The organism is Treponema denticola (genome assembly GCF_024181645.1).
Taxonomy (GTDB): Bacteria; Spirochaetota; Spirochaetia; order Treponematales; family Treponemataceae; genus Treponema_B; species Treponema_B denticola_A.
Genome location: NZ_CP058624.1, coordinates 1,077,047 through 1,101,999 on the forward strand (window position 1 = coordinate 1,077,047; position 24,953 = coordinate 1,101,999).

The 24,953-nt window shown below is 38.6% G+C and carries 20 protein-coding genes and 2 tRNA genes; 11 read left to right on the top strand and 11 right to left on the bottom strand.

The window, feature by feature from the left end; all coding sequences use genetic code 11:
• Positions 1-14 precede the first annotated feature (14 nt).
• From HO345_RS05115 to rplI, 5 genes are all read left to right on the top strand, one after another.
• On the top strand, positions 15-437 hold the full coding sequence (locus HO345_RS05115) for an ATP synthase subunit C-like protein (protein WP_002669353.1): 423 nt from the start codon (positions 15-17) through the stop codon (positions 435-437).
• Between the two features lie 177 nt (positions 438-614).
• A complete protein-coding gene (gene rpsF, locus HO345_RS05120; RefSeq protein WP_002669351.1) occupies positions 615-896 on the top strand; it encodes a 30S ribosomal protein S6 in 282 nt (93 codons plus the stop codon).
• A gap of 12 nt (positions 897-908) precedes the next feature.
• Positions 909-1,415, top strand: coding sequence for a single-stranded DNA-binding protein (gene ssb / locus HO345_RS05125; protein WP_002689198.1), 507 nt, complete (start codon positions 909-911; stop codon positions 1,413-1,415).
• A gap of 40 nt (positions 1,416-1,455) precedes the next feature.
• Positions 1,456-1,725 carry a 30S ribosomal protein S18 gene (gene rpsR / locus HO345_RS05130; protein WP_080641254.1) on the top strand — a complete coding sequence of 90 codons (270 nt, stop codon included), beginning with the start codon at positions 1,456-1,458 and terminating at the stop codon, positions 1,723-1,725.
• 128 nt (positions 1,726-1,853) lie between these two features.
• Positions 1,854-2,438 carry a 50S ribosomal protein L9 gene (gene rplI / locus HO345_RS05135; RefSeq protein WP_253684344.1) on the top strand — a complete coding sequence of 195 codons (585 nt, stop codon included), beginning with the start codon at positions 1,854-1,856 and terminating at the stop codon, positions 2,436-2,438.
• A 484-nt stretch (positions 2,439-2,922) separates the two neighbouring features.
• Here rplI and clpX read toward each other — a convergent pair whose 3' ends face one another.
• The 5 genes from clpX to HO345_RS05160 form a co-directional block, all read right to left on the bottom strand.
• Positions 2,923-4,170 (bottom strand): ATP-dependent Clp protease ATP-binding subunit ClpX, encoded by a 1,248-nt coding sequence (gene clpX, locus HO345_RS05140; protein ID WP_253684345.1) that lies wholly within the window; start codon positions 4,168-4,170, stop codon positions 2,923-2,925.
• Positions 4,163-4,756, bottom strand: coding sequence for an ATP-dependent Clp endopeptidase proteolytic subunit ClpP (clpP, locus tag HO345_RS05145; protein WP_253684346.1), 594 nt, complete (start codon positions 4,754-4,756; stop codon positions 4,163-4,165). The genes clpX and clpP overlap by 8 nt, the downstream gene beginning before the upstream one ends.
• A 24-nt stretch (positions 4,757-4,780) precedes the next feature.
• The gene (tig, locus tag HO345_RS05150) at positions 4,781-6,136 is read right to left on the bottom strand and encodes a trigger factor (RefSeq protein ID WP_253684347.1); all 1,356 of its coding nucleotides are present in this window, start codon (positions 6,134-6,136) and stop codon (positions 4,781-4,783) included.
• Positions 6,137-6,222: 86 nt separating this feature from the next.
• Positions 6,223-6,294, bottom strand: a tRNA-Gly gene (locus tag HO345_RS05155).
• Between the two features lie 32 nt (positions 6,295-6,326).
• Positions 6,327-6,406 (bottom strand) — tRNA-Leu (locus tag HO345_RS05160).
• 179 nt (positions 6,407-6,585) lie between these two features.
• Between HO345_RS05160 and HO345_RS05165 the strand changes: the two genes are divergently transcribed.
• Positions 6,586-7,665, top strand: coding sequence for a s-methyl-5-thioribose-1-phosphate isomerase (locus HO345_RS05165; protein ID WP_253684348.1), 1,080 nt, complete (start codon positions 6,586-6,588; stop codon positions 7,663-7,665).
• Between the two features lie 149 nt (positions 7,666-7,814).
• Here the strand turns inward: HO345_RS05165 and HO345_RS05170 are convergent, their stop codons facing one another.
• The 4 genes from HO345_RS05170 to dnaB all read right to left on the bottom strand — a co-directional run bounded on the left by HO345_RS05170 (position 7,815) and on the right by dnaB (position 11,846).
• A complete protein-coding gene (locus tag HO345_RS05170; protein WP_253684349.1) occupies positions 7,815-8,717 on the bottom strand; it encodes a hypothetical protein in 903 nt (300 codons plus the stop codon).
• Between the two features lie 136 nt (positions 8,718-8,853).
• Positions 8,854-9,894, bottom strand: a complete 1,041-nt coding sequence (locus tag HO345_RS05175) for an OmpL47-type beta-barrel domain-containing protein (RefSeq protein ID WP_253684350.1) — start codon at positions 9,892-9,894, stop codon at positions 8,854-8,856.
• 39 nt (positions 9,895-9,933) lie between these two features.
• Positions 9,934-10,437 (bottom strand): OmpA family protein, encoded by a 504-nt coding sequence (locus HO345_RS05180; RefSeq protein ID WP_253684351.1) that lies wholly within the window; start codon positions 10,435-10,437, stop codon positions 9,934-9,936.
• A gap of 71 nt (positions 10,438-10,508) precedes the next feature.
• Complete coding sequence (gene dnaB / locus HO345_RS05185) at positions 10,509-11,846, bottom strand: replicative DNA helicase (RefSeq protein WP_253684352.1); 1,338 nt, start codon at positions 11,844-11,846, stop codon at positions 10,509-10,511.
• A gap of 214 nt (positions 11,847-12,060) precedes the next feature.
• Between dnaB and HO345_RS05190 the strand changes: the two genes are divergently transcribed.
• The 5 genes from HO345_RS05190 to HO345_RS05210 all read left to right on the top strand — a co-directional run bounded on the left by HO345_RS05190 (position 12,061) and on the right by HO345_RS05210 (position 21,798).
• The gene (locus HO345_RS05190; protein WP_253684353.1) at positions 12,061-16,611 is read left to right on the top strand and encodes a leucine-rich repeat domain-containing protein; all 4,551 of its coding nucleotides are present in this window, start codon (positions 12,061-12,063) and stop codon (positions 16,609-16,611) included.
• A 76-nt stretch (positions 16,612-16,687) separates the two neighbouring features.
• Positions 16,688-18,490 carry an alanine--tRNA ligase gene (locus HO345_RS05195; protein WP_253684354.1) on the top strand — a complete coding sequence of 601 codons (1,803 nt, stop codon included), beginning with the start codon at positions 16,688-16,690 and terminating at the stop codon, positions 18,488-18,490.
• 127 nt (positions 18,491-18,617) lie between these two features.
• Positions 18,618-19,694, top strand: coding sequence for an MOSP complex formation periplasmic protein, TDE1658 family (locus HO345_RS05200; RefSeq protein WP_253684355.1), 1,077 nt, complete (start codon positions 18,618-18,620; stop codon positions 19,692-19,694).
• A gap of 13 nt (positions 19,695-19,707) precedes the next feature.
• On the top strand, positions 19,708-20,127 hold the full coding sequence (nusB, locus tag HO345_RS05205; RefSeq protein WP_253684356.1) for a transcription antitermination factor NusB: 420 nt from the start codon (positions 19,708-19,710) through the stop codon (positions 20,125-20,127).
• 9 nt (positions 20,128-20,136) lie between these two features.
• Positions 20,137-21,798 (top strand): tetratricopeptide repeat protein, encoded by a 1,662-nt coding sequence (locus HO345_RS05210; protein ID WP_253684357.1) that lies wholly within the window; start codon positions 20,137-20,139, stop codon positions 21,796-21,798.
• Positions 21,799-21,818: 20 nt separating this feature from the next.
• Here the strand turns inward: HO345_RS05210 and HO345_RS05215 are convergent, their stop codons facing one another.
• Both HO345_RS05215 and HO345_RS05220 read right to left on the bottom strand, forming a co-directional pair.
• Complete coding sequence (locus HO345_RS05215; protein WP_253684358.1) at positions 21,819-22,346, bottom strand: putative signal transducing protein; 528 nt, start codon at positions 22,344-22,346, stop codon at positions 21,819-21,821.
• A 48-nt stretch (positions 22,347-22,394) separates the two neighbouring features.
• On the bottom strand, positions 22,395-24,932 hold the full coding sequence (locus tag HO345_RS05220; protein WP_253684359.1) for a helicase-related protein: 2,538 nt from the start codon (positions 24,930-24,932) through the stop codon (positions 22,395-22,397).
• Positions 24,933-24,953 lie beyond the last annotated feature (21 nt).

Genomic DNA, 24,953 nt, shown 5'->3' on the forward strand with positions numbered 1-24,953 from the left:
TTTGGAGGAAGGATATGACTTTTGGTTTTTTTGGTGCTGCTGCTGCGTTAGGTATTTCAGCTATCGGTTCTGCAATCGGTCTTGCAATTGCAGGTCAGTCAACAATCGGTGCATGGAAGCGCTGTTATTTAAATAACAAGCCTGCTCCCTTTAGTTTGGTCGCCTTTGCAGGTGCTCCTCTTACGCAGACTCTTTACGGTTTCTTGCTTATGAACAGGATGCTTACATCATCTCAGAGCGATTGGTTTTTATTGGGCTTAGGCCTTGTTTGCGGTGTTTCTATCGCAGCATCTGCTATTGCTCAAGGTAAAGCTTCTGCTTCAGGTTCCGATGCTATGGCCGAAACAGGAAAGGGCTTTGTACAGTACATTACTATCGTAGGTCTTTGCGAAACCGTTGCTCTTTTCGTAATGGTCTTTGGGATGATGAAGTGCTAAAGCATACGGTATGCCGGGATGATGAAATGCTAAAGCCTACAGTATGCGGCATGATGAAATGCTAGGCATTAATCGGTTTTATGCCGGGTATTGACTAAGATAGTATTTTTTGATATTCTATGAAAACTCCGGCTCGCAGAAAATGCGGGCCTCAGAAATGTGTCCATAGGAGGGAACATGAGAAACTATGAACTTATGACGGTTTTTCCGGTTGAAGAGGATCTCTATAAACCGGGAATAGATGCTCTACATTCAATTCTGGCGGATTTCGGTGTTCAGATCAAGTCTGAAGAGCCTTTCGGCGATCGGGATTTAGCTTATGAAATCAAAAAGAAGACAAAGGGACGTTATGTGCTTTTCAACATTGAAGCAGATCCTGCAAAAATGATTGAATTGGACAAGCGTTTTAAGCTGATCACTCAGATGTTGACCTATCTTTTTGTTCGTTTAGAGGACTAAAAAGGAGACTTTATGGCAGATATAAACCATGTAGTATTGGTAGGCCGCTTAACTAGAGATGCTGAGCTTAAATATACGTCTTCCGGTATTGCGGTTTGTAATTTTGCTATAGCGGTCAACAGAAGACGGAAAACAGGCGATGACTGGAGCGAGGAAGCAAGTTTTTTTGACGTGGTTCTTTGGGGCCGGCAGGGTGAAGCCCTAAACCAATACCTTGTAAAAGGTAAACAGGTTGCTATTGACGGTGAGCTTAGGCAAAACCGCTGGGAGCAAGACGGGCAAACCCGCAGCAAGGTGGAAATTGTTGCTAACAATATTCAGCTTGTCGGCGGCTCGGCAGGTCAGGGCGGACAATCACAGGCCGCACCTCAACGCCAAGGATCATATCAGGGCAGCGGAAATAATCAGTATAATGATGGAAATCAGGCACCTTCTGCTTATCAAAGAAGACAGGAGCCTTCTTATGACGATTACCAGCCGGATATGGGAAATTCAGATTTGGATAATATTCCATTTTAAGGAGATTTAAATGTCAGACGAAACAATGAATGATGTAGACATGGAAGCTAACATGCAGGAAAATATTCGCGAAGGCGAAGACAAAAGAAAGGGTAGATCTTTTTACCGCAAAAAGGTTTGCCGCTTTTGTGCACAAAAGTTAAAGATCGATTATAAAGAACCGGATGCTTTACGCCGCTTTATAACCGAACGCGGTAAGATTCTTCCCAGAAGAATTACCGGCACTTGTGCAAAACATCAGCGAAAACTTGCCGTTGAAATTAAGCGTGCAAGAGCTGTTGCTTTGCTTCCTTTCGTTATGAACGAGTAGAATTTTTAGTGTAAGCAAGCTGCCTCAAGCCTCTTTACTTTAGGGTATGTTGCTTACATTAAAATAACACTATTAAGCCCTTTCCGACTCCCGGAATTGGGCGGATATTTTTTTTTAGGAGCTTGTATATGAAGGTTATTTTAAATGAAGATGTTAAGTATCTCGGAGAAGAAGGAGATATTAAGAACGTAGCCAAGGGATATGCCCGAAACTACCTCTTCCCCAGAAACTTAGCTGTTCCTTGTAATGAGTTTACTCTGGCTCATTTTGAATCACGCAAAGAAGAAATTGAGGCTAAAAAGGCTGCAAAACGCCAAGATGCTGCAAGTCTTAAAGAAAGACTTGAGGCTCTTTCAATTAAGATTCTTATGCCTGCAGGACCTAACGGAAAACTATACGGTGCCGTTACAACTCAAACTCTTTTTGATGAGCTGCAAAAACTTGATTTCGATATTGAAAGAAAACGTATTGAAATCCCCGGTCAAACCGTTAAGAGCACAGGTGTGCATAAGGCCCTTGTAAAGCTTTATGAAAATACCTCTGCAGAGATTTCTTTTACCGTTGAGGCTCAGATTGCTGAAGAAAAGCCTGTTAAGCCTTCCGAGAAAAAAGGACGAAGACCTCGCAGGGACGAAGAAGCTTCTGAGGAACAAGTTTCAGCAGAAGAAAATTCCGCTACTGAAGAAGTTCAAAATTCGGAATCGGAAAACTAAGACTTTAAAAATATGCGGATATTTTATCCGCATATTTAAATTTAAACCCATATGGATAGTAAAGATATAAACCCCCAGCCCAAATATAAACGTTTTACTATTCGCTTTTTAGACCGCTCAATAAGATTTTTGAGTGCTTCTATCATTGCTTTTATTATTTTTTATGTTTTAAGCAGTTCCCAAGATTTTTTAGACTCCAGCTTATTTATAATATTAAATGTATTGATGAGTCTTTGTGTCTTACTTATAATTTTTACGTTTGCAGCAATTGCCGTTAGAATTTTTTTTATGATACGTTATAAAGAAATTGATATTATAAAATTCCTTACGGATATACTTTTATTGTTTTTATCGATAATATCGGCTGTTCTTTTTTCTTTCCTTGTAGTAGTTGCAAAAGGAAATGTTTAAAAAAAAGACTGCCCATAATCTCCTTATTGGAACAGTCTTTTTTAGTTTAAATCGGTGTTTTTATCGATAAGTTTTAAGCCGTTTTTTCGCCAAGAAGTTTTATCTTAGGTTTTGACGAGTTGCTTCCTATCATTTTTTTATTTATTATAAGCTCTTTTCTACCCTTTAAGGATGGGGCTTCAAACATTGCATCCAGCATAAGTTTTTCTACAATGGAACGTAAACCTCTGGCTCCCGTATTTTGGTCTATAGCCTGCTGAGCAATGGCCGTAATAGCATCTTTGTCAAAGTGAAGATCGACATTATCAAGTTTAAAGGTTGCCTGAAACTGCTTTATTATGGCATTTTTGGGTTCAACCAATATGCGTGTTAGGTCTTCCTTTGTAAGCTCATTTAAGGCAACCTTTATCGGGATTCGTCCTATCAGTTCCGGGATAAGACCGAATTTTACCAAATCATCGGGTGAAACCTGATCATACAACTCGGTAAGATTTTTTTCACTCAGTTTTTTAACCTCGGCACCGAAGCCTATAGGTTTTGTAGAGATACGGGCTTCCACTATTTTATCCAAGCCTACAAATGCTCCTCCGCAGATAAAGAGGATATTTGTTGTATCTATTTTAAGCATATCCTGATTAGGATGCTTTCTTCCGCCCTGAGGTGGAACGGAGGCTGAAGTTCCTTCGATTATTTTTAAAAGAGCTTGTTGAACACCTTCGCCCGATACATCGCGGGTAATGGAAACATTTTCGCTTTTTCTGGAAATCTTATCGATTTCATCGATAAAAATGATACCTCTTTCGGCTTCTTTTATATCTCCGTTTGCATTTTGAATAAGCTTAAGGAGGATATTTTCGACATCTTCGCCTACATAACCTGCTTCAGTCAAGGTTGTTGCATCGGCTATGGCAAAGGGAACCTGCATTTTTTGTGCAAGGGTTTTTGCTAAAAGAGTTTTACCGGATCCTGTAGGACCTAGTAAAAGTACATTTGACTTTTCTATGACTACATCATCTTTTAAAGGAGGATTCATTATCCGCTTATAGTGGTTATAAACAGCTACAGATAGAACTCTCTTTGCCTGTTCTTGGCCTATTACATATTCATCAAGATAGTCTTTGAGCTCTTGAGGTGTGGGAATAGGGCCTGAACGGTCTACAGGTCTGACAGTCTTATACGATTTTATATAGCTTCCGCAAAGATCTACACATCTATCGCAGATGGCAATACCTCCGGGCCCCGGAACTACAAAGCGTTCAGAACTTTCAGGTTTATTACAAAAAGAGCATATTAAAGCCCCGCCCATTCTATTTCTAGCCATCTTTTCTCCTATTCATAACGGTATCGATAATACCGTAGGCTAAGGCTTCTTCGGCCGACATAAAGAAATCTCTTTCCATATCGGCGGCTACCTGTTTTTCCGTCTTGCCGGTATTTTCCGCAAAGTATTTAATGGTAAGTTTTTTTAATCTTACAATTTCTTTAGCTTGGATATTGATATCTACCGCCTGTCCTTGAACTCCGCCCCATGGTTGGTGAATCATAACACGGGATGAGGGGAGGGCATAGCGTTTGTTTTTTGCTCCTCCGGCTAAAAGGACTGCGCCCATACTGGCACATTGACCCAAACAAATTGTTTGTACATCGGGACGAATGTGCTGCATAGTATCGTAAATCGCAAGACCTGCCGTTACAGAGCCTCCGGGACTGTTTATATAGAGGCTGATATCCTTGTCGGGATTTTGGGCCTCTAAAAATAAAAGCTGGGCTACAACCAAATCGGCAGACATATCGGTTATTTCTCCGTCTACAAAGATAATCCTATCCTTTAAAAGACGCGAGAAAATATCATAGCTGCGTTCTCCGTTTCCGGTTTGTTCAATTACATAAGGTACAAGTGTACTCATTTTTTTTCCTTAAAACAGCAAAATTTAATCTTTTAAAAGTTCTTCAAAGGTAATTTTCTTGCCTTTTTTGATTGTCGATTTTTCATAAAGAGCTTTAAAAAGTTTTTCTTCTTTTAAGCCTTCGCTTAAATATTCTTTTTCGCGAGGGTTGGAATAATATTTTTTCAGCTCATCGAGAGTGATATCCATTCTTTCGGATAAGCGGACATATTCGGCTTCAATCTCGTCATCGCTTACTTCAATATTTTTTTCTTTAAGAAGGGTTTCAATTAAAACTCTTTCTTTTAAGGTCTTCTCGGAATCTTCTCTCCAGCCTTCTAAAAGAGCTGCTTTTGATTGCGGGCCTTTACCGAACATTTTTTCAAGTTCTTCAGGTGTAGTTCTAAATTGATTAGCCATCATCATCCATCTGGATTCAAGCTCTGCTCTTACCATAGATTCAGGAAGGTCTATTGTATGTTCTTTTACCATTTGTTCGGTTAAAGCATTTTTTTGTAAAGATTTGATTTTTTCTTCTACACTTATTTCAAACTTTTTCTTGATATCGGCCTTTAGTTCGTCCAAGTTCTTATACTTTTCATTTATGTCTTGAGCAAAGTCATCATCAAGTGCCGGTAAATCCTTGTATTTAAGAGCTGTAAGAGTTACCTTTATTTTCTTTGTTTTTCCGGCAAGTTCTTCGTTTGAATCGTCCTCGGGGAAGGTCTTTGTGATTTCCTTAGATTCACCTTTTTTCATGCCGACTATATCATCATCAATCTTATAGATATTTAATCCTGAACCCATTGTAAATACAAAGTCTTTTCTTTCAGTGCCTTCGATTGTTTTTCCTTTATCGTCAAGTTCGCAATAATCGATTGTTGCAATGTGATCTTTTTCTGCTGAAGCTCCTTCTTTGCAGGCTGTAACAAGGGCATTCCGCTCTTGAAGTCTTTCAAGTTCTTTTTTGATGTCTTTTTCAGAAACGCTTGCTTCCGGCACTTCGATAGTAAAGCCTTCCGTTTTTTTAATTTCTACCTTGGGGAAGACATCATAATGGACTGTAAAGGAAAAGTCTTCTTCAACTTTTAATTCGGGCTTTTCGTTCAGTTCGGGATAAGAGTAGGGGAGAGGTCTTTCATATTCATCAAGAGATTCAAAGATTTCTTTTAAGGACTCTTCGATTAGGTCTCCTGCAAGGTCTCCCTTGATAGCATCGCCGTATTTTGTTTCAAGTACGGATACGGGAACCTTTCCTTTTCTAAATCCCGGTATTTGAAGCTCTTTTGAATATTTGTTGAGCAATTTTTTATAGCTTTCTTGAACATCAGCTTTTTTGATTTTTACTGAAAGTTCCGCATGTGATTTTTCTTTAAGAGTTACGTTCTTTTCGTAGTCCATTTTTCCTTCCTTAGAGTTGATTTTAAGACTGCCCTTTATATAAAAGGGTATAAAAAAAAGCGATCCGTTCACCGAATCGCTTTAGAAGCGGGAAACGAGGATTGAACTCGCGACATCCACCTTGGCAAGGTGGCGCTCTACCACTGAGCTATTCCCGCAATTCTACTCCACTTTTTGTTTTGTGGAATTGTGCGAGAGGAGGGACTTGAACCCTCACGCCGAAGCACTAGATCCTAAGTCTAGCGTGTCTGCCAATTCCACCACTCTCGCTTAACAGTGAGCGTGTGTATAATATACATAAACCCAAAAAATGTCAAGTATTGAAATTTTATGAGCAAGTCATCTAAAAGTCTTGTTCACACGGAGGAGTATATTCTTTTTTTATATTTTTGTCAATAGTTTGAGCTAAAAAAGATGACAAAAATGCCCAAAATGATTATAGTATTATTATGAGCGATATTAAAAAACAGCCGAGAGAAGATTATAACTTAGGCTTTATTTTGCAATATGAAAATGTTGCTTGGTTTGATGAAGAATGTGGAGAAGTGCGTATTTTAGACAGGCGTATTTATCCCGAAAAAAAAGAATTTTGTATATGTAAAATATATGAGGAAGTTGCAAAGGCTATTGCCGACATGGTAACCCAAAGCGGCGGGCCATTTTCAGCGGCTGCTATGGGTATGGCTCTTGCTGCCTATCAAGGAAAAAATCTTTCAAAAACGGCATACCTTGAGTTTATGAAAGAGGCAGCCTATGCTCTATCCCATGCCCGCCCTACCACAAGCAAGGCGATGGAGCTTCTTACAGCCGAATCATTGAGCCTCTTTGAAAGACTCATCCAAAGCGGAGCATCTTCAAATGAAATTATTACCTCCTTAAAACAAAATGCGGTGGAACAAAACAATGTCAGGTATAAAAAAAATGCGGCAGCCGGCTCTTTTTTTGCCGATTTGGTTCCTGACGGCTCTTCAATTTTAACCCAATGTTTCGGAGAGACTACAGTCGGAGGATATTTACGCAGGTTTAAAGAAACCGATAAAAATATCAAGGTTTTTTGTGCCGAAACCCGTCCATATTTTCAAGGAGCCCGATTGACCGCTTCTTTGGCCTATGACATGGGCTTTGACACTACCGTCATTACCGACAATATGATAGCCCTTTTAATGAGCGAAAAAAAGATTAACTTTTGTGTTTCAGCTTCCGATGTTATAAGCCTTGATGGTTCTATCATAAACAAGATAGGAACCCTTCAAATTGCTATAGCTGCAAGTTACTTTGGTATTCCTTATTATGCAATAGGCTTTCCCGATAAAAATTATGTTTCTGCAAAAGAAGTAAAAATTGAATATAGAAATCCCGAAGAAGCTCTTTATGCTATGGGAAAAAGAACTGCAATTTTACCGGATGATTTTAGCCCTGAACATAAGAACGGTTTAATCTCAGGGCTTTATCCTGCCTTTGATATAACGCCTTATGAACTTTGCGCAGGCATAATTACGGATAAAGGCTTTTTTCAACCCGGGAGCTAAAGCTATAGGGAACCTCTAAAAACTTCCGTTTTTAGAGGTTTTCCTTAGATTTATTTGCGACGTATTTTTTATAAATTATTATAGTATAACAATTTATAAAAAATACTCGTCGGGCATCTCTAAAAACTAACCGAGTTTTTAGAGATGCCCTATAGTTTAAATATAAGACTGATTGCAACGGACTCAAAAAACATACCGATATTCTTTTTTGAATTGATTATTTTTTGTGTAAAATGAGCTTCATCTTTGTAATTATAATAGATTGGAGCTGTCTTCCATACAGCTTGAAGTTTTATGCGTGTTTTTTCGGAGGCTTTAAAAAATAGTTCATTCTTTAATTCAAAAGTCCATAATCGTTCGGCTTTATTTTTAGTAAAAGGGAGAGGCTTATATAGGTTTTTATGGCTTATAAGCTCTACTCTTATTGTGTTTAAGTAAAGAGGCATATTGTATTCTATCGAGTATGTTCCGGTATAACGGGCTCCGTTTCTGTTTTCACCATCATCATTGTCGAAAAAGAAAAAATCCTCAGTTGTTTGAGGAACAATGTCTTTGTAACTTATAATATGCCTTGTTTTTAAAATTAGACCTGACCATTCATTTTTTATTTTTGAGTTTAAATCAAAATAAAGTTCTAGGCCTGCATTGAGATCAATAAAGAATTTTGAAAAATATAGCGGTTTGATAACCTGTAAGTTATTGACATTTTTATTTTCGGCAAGTCCATAAAAATTTAGGCTAGGATAGGCCCAGCCTGTACTTATTGTAGTTCCGGAGAAGAAGTTGATAAAAGGCAGATAAACTATTTTTACATTTAAACACCCCAAAATATTTGCAGGCTTCAATGAGGCTTTAAACTCCAGTTCCGTATATTTTGAATTAGAATTTTCCTTGTAAGACCTTAAAAAATGCGATATAGAAATATTAAAATTTAAAGGATAGCTTAACTCTGTTTCAATTTCCGTTTTTGCTTTGTTTAGATCGGTATTTCCAAAAACATATGAAAAATTTATGAGAATTAAAATACAAAAACATATTTTTTTTAACTTCATACTTTATATTTTTACAAAACAAAAAAGCCGAAGCAGGGATATCCCGTTTACTTCGGCTTTTTTATATTACCGATTATATCGGAAACCGATTAATCGTTATATCGGAAGCCGATTGATCGGTGATGCCTCAATTTTTTTACTGGGCATTTGCGGGGGTTGTGGCCGGAATAAGATTCCCGGACCTGTCGATTATATCAACATCCGAATTAGGTGTAATCTGATCAACATAGAATGTGTACATAACAGGCTCAGAAACATTGCCTACATTATCGATAGCCTTAACTTCGATGTTGTAAACTGCATTTTGTGTAAATCTGATCGGTTCTACATACTTGGTATATTCTCCGTCATTTACTTTTACATAAATTGCGTCAACGCCTGAAAGGTTATCTTTTGCTGCAAATGAAACGGTTTCACTTGTAGAAACTATAACTCTGCCTTCTTCATCTACAACAGTATCGCTGGGGAATACCATGTACTTCTCGTCCTTGTTGATAAGACGGTTTGAATTTGCAATGCTTACAACGGGTGCTGTTCTGTCGATAGTAACTGCGAGTAACTTAATAGGAGCAAGGTTTCCTACATTGTCAATAGCTGTGTAATAAAGGTTTACAGGTCCTTCACCATCTAAAGAAACATAGGTCTGCTCCGATTCTTTTCCGTTTCCGGACATTTTAAGAGAGTTAAGATCCGTTCCCATATAACCGGCTGCTACACCTGATCCTCCGACTATGTCGGCTGCAGAAACATACCACTTTGTATCGGCTGAGCAATAAACTACTACACCGTCATTGTACAAAGGTGCTGTTGTCTTGATCATTGTATCAGGAGCCGTATTGTCTACGATTACCGACAAAGTTTTGGGCAATTCCAGATTTCCGCTGTTATCAAATCCTCTGTATGAAATATCATATTTCCCTTCTTCGAGAAGTTGGAAGGGGTTCTTGTATCTCATAAAGGCTGCACCATTTAAGGCAAATTCTACAAAGTCAAGACCGGTTTCTTTATCGGCTGATCTTAGTTTAAAAAAGACATCACTGTTTACATAGTTGGTGCCTTCTTCAACATAGTGAATTGCGGGGCGGACATAGTCTGTTCCTACAATAGAGGGAGCCTGTGCCCAAGCTGAAACAACTAAAAGTGAACATAAGGCTGCAAAAAAAATTTTTTTAATCATTAGTTACCTCCAAAATGATTTTTTAAAATTTCATAGTGTTTATTTAACACTGTGAATTTCGACTCTTCGGTTTTTGAAGCGGTCAGTAATCTCTGAATGGTTTCGGGCAGGTTCACGTGCTCCTTTACCTTCGACGATTATATTGTTAGCATCAAACAGCTTCATTTTTTGAAAATAGCTTGCAACAGCAATTGCCCGTTGTAATGCAATACGATCTTCATCTTTTTGTGAATCCAGTTTTGCACTGTGACCGTAAATGACGATTTTCTCTACATTTTTTGCCTTTAGATCTTCGCCTATTTCTTTTAGTATTTGTGCGGTAAACTGATCGATTTGATAAGATTGCGGTGCAAAATATACCGTGTAATAATCATCGGGCATATTTTTTTCTTCCGCTTTCTTATCTGTTTCTTCCTTTACTACTTCTTGTTCTTGAGTTTTTTCAGGTTCAGCCGGCTTTTCTTCTTTCTGTTTGGGAGCAGACTTACATGAAAAAATAAAAAGAACAGACAATAGCAAAAGTAATACTCTTACTTTTTTCAAAGAAACCTCCTTAAAATAATAATCTTAAGTATATTATCCTTCTTTTTCTGCCAATAGTCAAGAAGATTTTCTTATTTTTCTTTAGCTTCGGTAACAAAGGTTGTATATTGGGATAAAAACAAAAGCGGGACCGTACCTATGGGGCCGTTTCTTTGTTTTGCTAAAATGAGTTCGGTAGGAATAGGTTTTGCTTCATCTTCGCTTGTGTCGGCTCTTTCACGGTGTAAAAACATGACCACATCGGCATCCTGTTCAAGAGAACCCGATTCCCTTATATCGGCAAGCCCCGGTTTTTTTCCTTCGGCATCCCTTGTCAGCTGAGATAGGGCAACTACGGGAATATTCAGTTCTCTTGCCAGGCTTTTTAGAGACCTTGAAATTTCTGCAATCTGTTCATGACGCGGTATGCTTGCATTTTCGCCTGTAATAAGGGTTATATAGTCTATAAAAATGATTTTTACGTTATAGGGCGGACTACAAAGCTGGCGGGCTATGGCTCTTAAGTCCAAAAGCTTCATATTAGGCATATCCACAAGGTAAAAAGGGGCTTCATAGAGGGTACCGCAGGTTTCTGAGACCTTGCCGAAATCTCTGGCCGTTAGGTTTGCAGACCTTATTCTGTTTGAATTTATTTTTGCTCTCGAAGCTATCAAACGCTGTACCAACTGCATATCGGACATTTCAAGAGAAAAAAAGGCTGTCGGAATTTTTTCGTCAATAGCGATGTGGGCTGCCATGGTCATGGCTAGGGCTGTTTTTCCTACGGAGGGACGGGCTCCTATTATTATAAATTCCGAGTCCTGAAATCCATAGGTCATATTATCCAAATTACCGAAACCTGAGGGGACACCGGTGTATGCTCCTTTGCGTTCGTGTAGTTTTTGGAGAACCTCCAAAGTAGGCATTATGACCTCAGCCAAAGACTTAAAAGTCGCCGAATTACCGGCTTCCGTAAGGTCAAAGATGCTTTTTTGAGCTTCTTCCAAGACTGTTCGGCTCGATATGCTGTCATCAAATACATCTGCAGAAATTTTATTGGAAACTTTTAGCAAATTTCTTCTTATAGCGGCTTCCAACACGATTTTTGCATAAAATTCGTAGTTTGCAGAGCTTGGAACCTCATCCGTAAGCGATGCTATGTAGCTTGCTCCTCCGACTGAATCCAATTCATTTGCCGAGCGAAGATAGTCTGTTAATATTAAAATATCCGCCTTTTGAGACTGGGTGTCTAATTCCGAAATAGCCTTATATATCTTTTGGTGCTGAGGAGAATAAAAAGCTGCTGCATCTAAAATCGGTCTTACAAAGGTAAAGACATCAGGATCTATTAAAATAGCTCCCAAAACAGCCTTTTCTGCTTCCATATTGTGAGGCGGAAGCTTGTTTTTTAAATTTTTTACACTATCCATTAAAAAAGCCCTCTCAAGCGAGGGCATTTTAACAGATAGTAAGATTAAAATCTAGCCTAAAGAAAACTTAAATTTTAAAAAGTTTTCGGCATTGCCGTAAAAAATCTTTACTCAGGTATTTTTATATAAAAAAATGATTTCTGTGGCGGATAATTGACAAAAAATGGATGAAGGCCTATACTGCATTCATAGAATAAAAAAGGATGTGTCATTTATGAAGAAGCTTTTTACTTTTGTTGTTATTAGAACTGTGATTTTTGCTGTTTTGCTGAGCAGTTTTTGTATGAGCTGTAAGCAAACAGTAACAGTTGTTAAAGAACCGTATGAGGTAAATACCAATGCAAATCGGATTAAAATACTGGTAATTGGTGAGCATTTAAAAAAAGAAAAAGTTTCGTTTTGGGTTGAAAAAGGAGCTGTAGGTTCTGAGGTAAAAAAAGAAGCTGAAAAACTGATTACTTTTACTTTTGGCTATGAACTTGCTTCATGGAAATTGAATCAACAAAACGGTGCGGATATAAGCGATAAGGAAAAATTTACCGACGATTCAGTTCTCTTTGCGGTTGCAAAAAAAATAGACGAGCCGCAAAATACCAATATTACGATTAGAATCAAGCAGATTGAGCATACAACAGTATCGGAGCCTGAGTTTCCCGTTGGGTCAAGGTCATCTTGGCTCAGCATCAAAGAAACAGCAATCAAGCGTCTTACTGTTGACCCAGGGTATGAGCTTATCGGTTGGAAACTTCGCACAGAGGACAGTGTTTTTATCAATGATTCATATACCTTTGAAAGCAATACGGATATTTTTCCGGTTGTTAGACAGCAAGGCTCACCGCAATTAGAAAAGTTTACTTTGAGTATATTCGGCGATAGTAATATAACAGTAAAGCGGCAAACGCTGACGGTTGAAAAAGGCACAAAGTGGTCTGAGGTTAAACAGGCAGCAACTGATAGTATAGAATGTGCTGATGGCTATGAGTGTATAGCTTGGAAAATCGACAATCAAAGCGGTGCGGTTTTAACCGACGACCATGAGTTTACAGCAGACACAAAACTGTTTGCTGAAGAAAAAAAAATTCCTGTTCCTCCGGCCGAAATGATTACCATAACCGTTCAAGGTGATGACGGTATCGAAGTAAAAAAAGATAGTATAAAGGTAAAAAAGAATTCCGTCTGGACCGGTATAAAAACCGCTGTTGCATCGTGTGCGGTATGTAAACAGTATTACGAATTTGTGCAATGGAAACTGACCGGTGCGACAGGAATCGAAATAACAAACGAAACCTCATTCACGGAAGATGTAACTGTTTTTGCCGTGTCCAAGCGAAAAACTGTCACCGTCCGTATTGCAGGAAATGACAAAGTTACGGTAAACACAGCAAGTCTTACTATTCACTGTGGGTCGCTTTTGTCTGAAGTAAAACCTAAAATTAAAGATTGCATAAGCGTTAAAAACGATTTGAGTATCAGCTGGCTGCTTGGTGATGAAAATGGTACGAGTATAACGGATAACTATTGTTTTGCCTCTGATAGTACCGTCTTTGTTAAAGCATTTGACACAGGAATTTTTAAGCTGGATAGCAGCGGGGCGATTATCGGATATACTTGTCTGCCTAAAAACTTACCGGCACATCTTGTTATACCAGAGCAAATCGGCGGAAAAACCATTACAACAATAAGCCAGAATGTATTTGCCGACTGTAATGCAATAAAAAGCGTTTCTTTCCCAAAGACGCTAATTAGCGTACAACAAAATGCTTTTAAAAATTGTGCGGAACTTCAAGCAGTTGAATTTGCAGATGGGGGAACACAATGTGTCTATAATACTTTTGATCAATGCAAAAAATTGGCAAAAGTTACAATCTTGGGCGGTGTGGTAAAGTACAACTTCCGCTATGCGTTTCAAAGTACGTCTCAGCTGCATATTTCTGAAATTGTATTATGTGAAGGTGTTACAAAAATCGAAGGTTATGCATTTTATAACCTTGCAGATATAACTAAAATTACCATATCGGCTACTGTTACTGATATCGGTACAAATGCTTTTGCAAATTGTAAAAGCATTAAGACGGTAGAATTCAAAAAAGGTTCTGTTACTATCGGCGATAATGCATTTTACGACTGTAACCAAATTACGGAGTTGCGTATATTGAGCGGCGATATAACATTTCCGTGTTCATCCATACTTGGAAACAAAATTTCGCAGCTATATTTAGGTGAAGAAGTTACTTCAATATGTCCTAATGCCTTTTCCGGCTGTACACAACTTACAGGTTTGGATATTTCACACTGTAAAAAACTGACGTCAGTACATGCTTCTGCTTTTAGTAATTGTACAAGTTTGGAAGTCCTTAAATTACCAGCTTCGCTTGAATTTATCGATAATTCTGCGTTTTTATCTTGCAGCGGTATTGCCGAGTTGAATATTGCCCATTGTGAAAACTTGAAAAGCATAAAGTCGTCATGTTTTGAAAATTGTTCAAACTTAAAAACGGTTCAGTTACCTAAGTCAATAGAAACTATTGAAAATAGAGCTTTTTATGGTTGTTATCAGATAGAACAAGTAGATTTATCGCCATATTCAAAACTTACCAAAATTGAAAACAGTGTGTTCTCCGGATGTTCAGCACTGCGGAGCATTACCTTCCCGGATAATCTTGAGCGAATTGGAAACTCTGCATTTAATAACTGTTATGCTTTGATGGCAGTACAGTTTCCGAAAAATCTTGAGCAAATCGGGAACTATGCATTTAGTAACTGTTATGCATTGACGGCTGTGCAGTTGCCGAATAATCTTAAGCGAATCGGAAACTATTCATTTAGTGACTGTAGTGCACTGACGGCTGTGCAGTTGCCGAATAACCTTTTAGAAATAGGTAGGAGTGCTTTTTATAATTGTTCGGCAATTACCGGCATTACTTTCGGTCAAAAATTGAGAACAATACAAGATAATGCATTTGAAAAATGCCGCGGTATAAGAGGTGCACTTGACATGCTGGCATGTACAAATCTTACCGAAATTGGAGGTTCAGCCTTTTTAGACTGTTCGGCGATTACGGAAATCAAACTGCCCGCTTCGTTGCAAACGCTCAAGGATAAGAGTTTTGCAAACTGCATAGCTTTAAAAAAAGTTGTTCTTGGAAACGGTGCAATCACCCATACAACTGGTACTAGCGATTCTTTTCTTAAGTGCAAAAGTATTAAGGAGCTGACAATTCTTTCAGGCAAAGTAACTTTTAAGGTAAAAGATATGCTTGCCGATTCATATAAAACGATTTCCTCTGTTGTTTTCGGGGAGGATGTTACCGAAATTGGTTCTACAGCTTTTACTGAGTGTCTCGGTATAAAAGGCGTTTTGGATTTGTCGCAATGCGATAAATTAACATCAATAGGTTATTTGGCATTTTACGGCTGCTCAAAACTACTTGGAGTCCGGTTACCGAAAAACCTTACCAAAATCGACAGTTCAGCATTTTCAAGCTGTATAGGTTTATCAGGTGTTTTAGATATGTCCGCTTGTAACAAGTTAGTGTCGCTCGGCTCTTCCGCCTTTTACGGCTGCTCTAATATAAGCGGCATTAGATTTCCAAAAAACATTAAAACTATCGGATCATCTTGTTTTGCAAATTGTTACAATATAAAAGGCTCGATTGATATGTCAGGTTGTACGGAATTGCAAAAAATCGAAAATTCGATATTTTCTTCCGATAAAAAAATACAAACAGTAAAATTCCCACCCAATATTACCGAAATAGCTGACTCGGCATTTTTAAAATGTTCCGGTTTGACGGAAATTAAACTTCCGGAAAGTCTTACAAAAATTGGGAATAAAGCATTTGGAGAATGTACTGCCTTAGCTTCAGTCGAATTTGGAAACAGCGATATTTTAATAGCAACCGGAAACGATGCTTCGTTTTATAATGACAAAGATATAACTAAATTAACTGTTTTAAAAGGTAATATAAATTTTAAGTGTTCAGATGCCTTCCCGGCTTCGCGTCAAAAAATTAAAACGCTTATTTTAGGTGAAGGTGTTACAGGAATCGGGGCTTCTGCGTTTTCGGGTTGTATCGGCATTGAAGGCACTTTAAATTTAGGCAACTGTAGGGAATTGACCGCTATCGGTAATCAAGCCTTTAATTCATGCTATGGAATAACCGGCGTGCAATTCCCTGCAAGCTTACAAACACTCGGAGAGTCGGCATTTAACGGTTGTAATGGCATAAACACAATGATAGATTTATCTCAGTGTACTTCAATGCAATCTATAGGGAAATCTGCATTTTATAACTGTAAAAAAATTACCGGAGTAAAATTCCCGAACAGCCTTAAATCAATCGGAAGCTCTGCTTTTTGTCAGTGTGTTGAACTTGAAGGGATGGTAGATTTATCCTCATGTTTAGACCTTAAAATTATTGATGAAAAACTGTTTCAAGGGTGCGGTTTAATAAGCGGTTTAGAGTTGCCGAAAACTATCAGTGAAATTAAATCATCTGCATTTGAAAACTGTAAAAAAATTGCTGCAGTTGATCTATCGTCATGTGCCGACTTAACTACTATCGGGGTGCAGGCATTTAAATCTTGTACGGAAGCTGTCATAACCTTGCCGGGTAAGGTAAATTCAGTTGGTACAGCCGCCTTTGGAAATTCAAATGGTTTATACTGTAAAAAAGTACGTATTCCCAGAGGGGCTGACGGTAATAGTTTGAAGGATAGGGTAAAAAGTTCCGGGTATACTGAAACAAGAATTGAGAGGTATTAAGGCCTTTATGTGGACGTTAATAAGCCAATGCAGGGTAATTGACAATTTCTTTTTTATTCCTTAAAATAGTTTCCCTATGAATAAAAATATTACGATTGATGAACTGCGTTCAAAATATATAGACTTTTTTAAAAGCAAGGGACATGTGGAAATTTCGGGGAGGTCTCTTATCCCTGAAAATGACCCCACGGTTTTATTTACAACTGCCGGTATGCACCCGCTGGTCCCTTATTTAATGGGGGAGCCTCATCCTGCGGGAACCCGTTTAACCGATGTGCAAAAATGTGTGCGTACGGGCGATATAGATGATGTAGGGGATGCTTCTCACCTGACTTTTTTTGAAATGCTGGGAAACTGGTCTTTGGGAGATTATTTTAAAAAAGAATCAATTGCCTATAGCTTCGAATTTTTAACCGACGAAAAATATTTAGGGATTCCTATAGATAAACTTTCCTTTACGGTCTTTGAAGGAAATGAAGATGCTCCCCGTGATGAAGAATCGGCTTCTATTTGGGAAAGTCTGGGTGTCTCTAAAGATAGAATTTTCTTTTTACCGAAAGAAGATAACTGGTGGGGCCCTGCCGGTGAAACAGGCCCATGCGGTCCCGATACCGAAATTTTTATAGATACGGGGAAACCTGCCTGCGGTTCAAATTGCCGCCCCGGCTGTAACTGCGGTAAATATGTAGAAATATGGAACAATGTTTTTATGCAATATCATAAAAACATGGACGGATCATACTCTCCATTGGAAAGAAAATGCGTAGATACGGGAATGGGTGTCGAGCGAACAGTCGCCATGCTTCAAGGAAAGTCTTCCGTTTATAATACGGAAGCCTTTACTTCAATTATTAAATCTATCGAAGACATAAGCGGCGTAAAATACGGCGATAACGAAAAAACCGATACCTCTATCAGAATTATAGCCGACCATGTCCGAACAGCCTGTTTTATCTTGGGAGATCCAAAAACTACGCTTCCGTCAAATATCGGAGCAGGCTATGTTTTAAGAAGGCTTATCAGGCGGGCTGTAAGGCACGGCAAAAAACTCGGCATAGACGGCAACTTTTTATCCGTTCCGGCTTCTGCCGTTATCGCTCAAAATGCCGGTTTTTATACCGAACTAAAAGAAAATGAAACTCTGATTTTAACGGAGCTTAAGGCCGAAGAGGATAAATTCCTTGAAACCTTAAAAAAAGGCGAGGCAGAATTCGAAAAAATGCTTCCGAACCTTTTAAAAAATCCTAAAAAGATTATTCCTGGAAGAATGGCCTTTAAACTCTATGATACCTACGGCTTTCCTATCGAATTAACGGAAGAACTTGCCTCCGAATCGGGGCTGACCGTAAACAGGGAAGAATTTGATGAAGCTTTTAAAAAGCATCAGGAGCTGTCCAGAGCCGGAAGCGAACAGGTATTTAAGGGCGGTCTTGCCGACCATTCGGAGCAGACAACGGCCTATCATACGGCAACCCATCTTTTGCACAAGGCTTTAAGAATGGTTTTAGGCGATCATGTTCAGCAAAAGGGCTCGAATATAACGGCTGAAAGGCTCCGTTTTGACTTTTCTCATCCCGAACCCATGACGGATGCCGAAAAAAAAGAGGTTGAAAGGCTTGTAAATGAGGCTATCAAGGCCGATTTACCCGTAACTATGGAAGTTATGCCATTGGAAGAAGCAAAAAAAATAGGAGCGATGGCTCTTTTCGGCGAAAAATATGAAGATGTTGTTAAGGTATACAAAATAGGAGACTTTTCTACCGAGGTTTGCGGTGGCCCCCATGTCGAAAGAACCGGCGTTTTGGGAAATTTTGTGATAAAAAAAGAACAGTCTTCTTCGTCGGGGGTCAGGCGCATAAGGGCAGTACTTGAACATTAAATGTAATAAATTGTACGTAAATTTAAATGTAACCTATTGCTGTACAATTTGTTAATAATGAAAAGTTCGGCTTTGCCTTCTTTTGAAAATATAGTCCGTGTGTGTAAACGGGATAGATGAGGATAAAATGAAAAAGAAAGTTTTTATTGTAGTGATGTTGATTGGTTTTTTGGGTGTTTTGTCTGCCCAAAATGATTTACAGGTTATTGCACAGGTGAACCTGTCAAAAAAGGAACCTATAACTCTCGGGCAGCTTAAAAAGCTTGTAAGATTTGCCGAATCTCAAGGCGGAAGTGTAGCTACAAATGATGATAAAAAGCTTGTTTTGGAAAGTTTAATGCGTACCAAGCTTTTGGTTCAGGCTGCCGAAAAAGAAAATATTAAGATTTCAAATTCCCAAGTAGATAATGCTTTTAACGATGCTCTTTCAACAATAGTAAATTCCCCGATAACGGAAAGCGAATTCGCAAAATTAATAAAACAAAAAGAAAATATATCGCTTGACGAGTTTATGAAAAAGCAAACAGGTTGTACTGTTGAAGAACTCAAAAAAATTATCAAAGATAATATTATAATTCAAACCTATATAAATTCAAAACATCAAGCAGAAATTATAAAAATGGCAACACCTACAGATGCTCAGATACGTTCATACTATGAAATGAAAAAAGGTGAATTGGTTCGTCCCGATATGGTCAAAATGCTTTTTGTCGCCGTAAAAAAAGAAGGTAAAGACAAGGAAGAAATCGATAAAATTAATGAATTACACAAAAAGGTTAAAAAGAACATAAAAGAGATTGCAAACATCAAGAAAAATGCAGAAGCCGGTAATTATGTAGCCCAAGAAGGTTATATACCTAAAACAGCAGCGGGCGCTCAGGTGTTAAATACTACTCCTGAAGCCTTAATGGAAATTTTCTCAAAAGATGTAAACTATATATTTGACATACAGGATAGGGTAGACAGCAGACAGTTTTTTGTTATAACGGAAAAGCTTGATGCTAAAATTTTGACTTTAAGCGATATCCCTGATCCCTCATCTAAAATTACTCTTTATGATCAGATAAAGAGCCTTCTTTCTCAGGGACTTGCACTGAATGCCGTTCAATCTCTTATTCAGACTACGTACGAAACTTTACGCACCGATGATAATTGCAAAATATTAAAAAGCGATGCGGAACTTGATAAACTTCTTAAGTGGTAATTGATAGGTTCTGATGAGTGTAGGCAGACGCAGAGGACGGATTCTCGCTTTTCAAGCTCTTGTTGCTTGGGATATGGGGGTATCCGTCCTTGATGATTTATTGACATTTTCTTGGCAGCAAACCGAGAAATTGGAATCCGAGCTTGAGCCCGATAAGTATCTCTTTCCTAAGATGATGGTCTTGGGTACAATCGAAAATATAACCGAAATAGATAAGATAATTCAGGAAAATCTGGATAACTGGGTTATGGATCGGCTTAATTCGGTTGATAAGGCTATTTTAAGATTGAGTGTCTATTCTCTTCTTTATCAAAAAGATACCCCTCCGCCCATTGTGATAGATGAGGCTATAAATTTGGCCAAAGATTTCGGTACCGATGATTCCTATAAATTTGTAAATGCGGTACTTGACAGTATTAAAAATAAGTCTTAAAATTTAAAAATGCAGCGGCAAAAGATATTTTTAATTCTTTTTATAGTTTTTTTATTTTTTTCTTGTTCGGGCAAAACTAATGAACAAGCTTTTTTAGATGGGCTTTCCAATGTTGATGTGCAAATAGCGGAAGGCCGTCAGACTAAGGCTTTGAAGAGTTTAAAACGCCTTCAAAAAAAGGCCGTTAATTCTACAAATTATGTAAGTATTGTAAAACGGCAACTAAAACTTAATTCTATTCCCGATGCCTTGATTTCTCTTCAAACGGGCATAAAGAAGTATCCTGATTCACCGGAGCTTTCTGCCTTATTAACTTCGATTCTTATTGATTCAGGAAAGCCGGCTGAAGCCCTGCCTTATTGTGAAAACTTAAAAGATACACCTTATGCTTCATTGGGTGCCGAAGCCTCAATTTTGTCCGATATTGCCTTTAATTCCTTTAATTCGGATTTTGGTCTTTTAAAAGCTGCTTACGATAAAACTGAAAATCAAGTTTTTTTAAAGAATGCCGCTATTGTTTTGGCAGCTAAGGGCCGTTTAAGGGAGGCTTCTCATTTACGCTATAATATTCCGAATGATGTTGCTCCTGAGCATCCTTTTTTTTGGAGCTGTATTGTTTACGACTTAGGCGTTTTCGATTCTATTTTCGGCGATTTATATTTTTCTCTTGTTTATGCGGATAAAGACGGAGGCGAAGGTAAAACGGCTGAAAATGCACGGCTTCATCTTATGCTTGCTGCCGATGCAGCTTTCGGGCAAGGAGATACGGAAAGGGCTAGGGCCTTTTGGCAGGCTGCGGCCGATAGAAGTCCCGAATCTTCTCCTATAGTATTTTATGATTTGGCTCTTACGGCTCCCGACGAAAAAGAGCGTGTAGATCTTTTAATAGAATGTATCGATTTATATCCCGGCTTTTATCCCGTTATAGCCCGTTACGCTAGGGAAGATATTGCCTTACGCGAATTAAATTCGCAAGACGAGCTCGCAGCCTATCTTGAATCTAAGGGCTTTTATTCAATGAAGATGGAAGAAACTTATTTTACCTCTCCCAAGATGACATATAAGCCTGAAGACCTTTTAGCAAGGGCTATGAAGACTCCGGATTTTGACCAAAGGTTTATTTTAGAAGAATTTAGATACAATCAAATAATGGATAAAACCTATGCTTCCAAAGCAAGGGGCAAGGCAGATATGTGGAAGATTCTTGAAAAATACGGCAAGGAGTCCATTATCAGAGAATATGCAAAATGGTACTTCGCTCAATCAGGAGATTTTAATGCTTGTCTTAGCGTCGGTGAAATAGGAAAACGATATGAAGATTCTTTTTACGCAGGGATAAATTCGGCTTTGAGCGGAGACTTTGAAAATGCCGTATCTTCTTTTGCGGCTTCTGCACAAGTTCCTGCCTATGCTTATGCTTCTACGGTAAATTCCGCCTATATGTATTATATGTCCGGTAAAACCGAAGATGCTGTAAATGCCTACAGCCTTGCCGCATCAATGACACAGGATAAAAAAAGACAAAGTATGCTGCACTATGAGATTGCCTCAATCTTTTATGAAAGAAAGGCTTATGATAGGGCTATAAGTGTCTTAGGCTATGCATTGGAATTAAATCCTAAAAACTATCAGGCAGCATCTCTCTTAAAAAAAGTAAAAGAGCTCAATTAATCGTTTTTGAGTTTGAAGGATTAATCTTCTTCAAGTTTAAAAATCACTATCCCTGAGCTTTCATGTTTTTCCGGTATAAAACTTGATGCAAATAAAACGGTAATTACAGCCCCCATCTTATCCGCCATTCCTGAAACTTTTCCGGATAAACGCTTGTTTTCTGCATATTCTTTTACGATTTTAAACGCATCATCATAATCTTCACGAAGAATATAAAAGTCGGTATGGTTAAAGCCTGTAACTCCGTATCCTACAAGAACCGAAGCTACATGTTCATTTTCAACACGGTATGGAATATGTTCGCTTTGAAATAATGATTTTATCATCATCAAGTCTTCTTGATAGAACAAGTGCATAAATTTGACGGCCTTTTTTCCCGATTGGACAGCTTCAAAAAAAGCATCTTCCATTTCAACTACATCATCTAAGGCTTCATCTTCTGCAGCTGTTCCATCGTTTAATTTAACCCCTTCCGAATTTTCTTTCCACGATTTTTTTAAAAATAAAAACACAAAAATACCGCTCAAAACAGCAACTAACCACCACATAAAACCTCCAATCAGGCCTCAAAAAACTTCAGTTTTTAGAGGGTTTCATTAAATCATCTTATTCATTTTTCCGTAGATATTGCGGACTATTATTTTTTGGTCTTCGTTAAAATTTTCTCCTGCAAGGTCAATCAGGCTTTGAAGGGATATAAGGCTTTCGTGTAAGGCCGTATGAAAACCTCTTGAAGTTTTAAACCAAAAATGTCCTGTTCCGTCACAAAAGAGGGTTATAAAGCCCAGCTGCTTTGTAGTTTTTTTTGCTATTGTAGTTCGAAATAAGAGGTTCAAGGAATTTACAAGGGCTTCCAAATCTTCTTCAATAAAATAATTTTTATTTTTGTCAAAGTGCTTTTCATCTTCGGTTTTTTCTATCTGTTCGATATTAAAATTATTTACCACATTTAAAATTAAATCCATCTTTTCGCCTGAGAGGAGCTCGCTTTTATTGATTTCTATTTTTCCCCTTAAGCCCTTTAATTGCTCCAAGGCTCCGTTTTGATTTTCTTCACTGTATTTTTTGCGGAGAGACTCGGCCGTAAGTTTAAATTCTTTCCATGGAAGAATGAGATGCTTTTTGCCCTTTATTTTTTTGATAAGATAGCGAGTTCCTTCGATAAGAACGCTTTCTTCTTCCGGCTTTTTCTTTTCTTCTTTTTGTTCTGCCCTGTGTTCGTCTTTTTCTTTCTTTGACCTGTTATCCTTTCTTTCTAAAAGGGCAGGGGCAACCTCTTCAATTATCTTTTTTGAAAGAGGAGAAACCGACATGGCATACATGCGCGAAGTTCTAACTATTTCGCCTGCAACTATAAACTGTTCTTTTTCCTTGTACATGCAGGAGCCGGGGTGAATAAAAATCTTTTCTGTTGTGAGAGAGCGGTAAGAGTCCCTTCCCTGAGCCGAGCATACAAACTGAATCATTCCCTTGGCTATAGCCGTAAGGTAGTGTTCCATTTTTCCGCCCGAAAGAATCGGAACGCCCATATCCGAAACTATGAGTTCAAGCTGTTCTTTTATGTTGGCTATTTCGGCCATTACTCTGTCATCGAGATAGTGAATTTTACAAAACCTTTCTTTATCGAGGGCTTGAGAGTACATTCTAAAAACCTTTAAAAACGAGGCAAAGTCTCCGAGGGGTTCATCAAAAAGGGCGTGAGCCTTGCGGGCTTCAATTTCTTCGCCTTCAGGGAAGATGACGGGGCTCCGTGCCGATAAAAAGGCCGCAGCGATTAAAACCTCTTCTACAAGGTCGGGGTATCTTGTAATTGCTTCAACTATGATTCGTGATTGCCTTGGAGCCAAAGGGAAAAGACACATCATTTTTCCTATGCTGCTTAAAGAGCGGTCGCTTTCTAGGGCATCGAGCATGTTTAAGGTGTCTATGGCTCCTATTATGCCCTTTTTTCCCGGAGGCGAAATAAAATCGAAATTTTCAAAGTCGAGAATTCCCAGTTCCGCCATACGCATAACAACCTCGGATAGGTCTGTACGGTAGATTTCTTCGAGGGTATAAAGCTGCCTTGTTTCAAAGTCCTTGCGTGTGTAAAGACGGTAGCATACGCCTTCCTGAGTTCTTCCGGCTCTGCCTCGTCTTTGATTACATGAGGCCTTAGATATGAGGGTTTCATCCAAACTTGAAGTAAATGTAAAGGGATTATAAAAGTTAAGTTTTGCAAGCCCCGAGTCTATAACGGCAGCAATGTCGTTTATAGTTATGGAGGTTTCCGCTATGTTTGTCGATATAACAATCTTTTTTTTCCCGAAGGGCGGGGATTTAAAAACTCTTTCTTGTTCTTCCTTGCTTAAACGGCCGTAGAGGGGGAGGATAAAAAGTTTTCTGTACCACGGTTCTTTTGAAAGCCTTTCAATGCAATCCTTGATAGCTCTTTCCCCGGGAAGAAAAACCAAAATGGCACCGCTCCGTCCTTCACTTAAAATGCGGCCTACAATCGAGGCTATCTTGTCCATCAAGGCCGTTTCCGCTTCTTGGGTATCGGTAGAAGCCTTAACCGCAGGCGGGTCAAAGATCAGGGTAACGGGGTAGGTGATGGCATCTATTTTGATTACGGGGCATCCGTCAAAGTACATCGAAAATAGATCGGTATTTATTGTGGCCGACGAAATTATAACCTTAAAATCCTTGCGTTCCGTTATTATCCGTTTTAAAAGTCCCAAGATAAAGTCTATGTTTAAGCTACGCTCATGAGCCTCATCGACCAAGATTACGGAGTACTTACTGAGCCAAGGATCAAGTTTCAGTTCTTGTAAAAGAATGCCGTCGGTCATTATTTTTATTTTCGTATCGTTTGAAGTCTTATCTTCAAAGCGCATCTTATATCCGACAAGACCGGGCATCGGCTCTTTAAGCTGTTTTGAAATAAATTCGCTCACCGAAAGGGCTGCAATACGCCTCGGCTGGGTAACGCCTATCATGCCGGAACGGCTGTAGCCTGCTTCATGTAAAATAACCGGCAGCTGGGTAGTCTTGCCTGAACCCGTAGGGCTTTCTACAACGATTACCTGATTGTGCTCAAGCATTTCCAATATTCTGTCTTTTTGTTCGTATACCGGTAGATTTTTATATTTCATATATTGAGCATTATAGCTTAT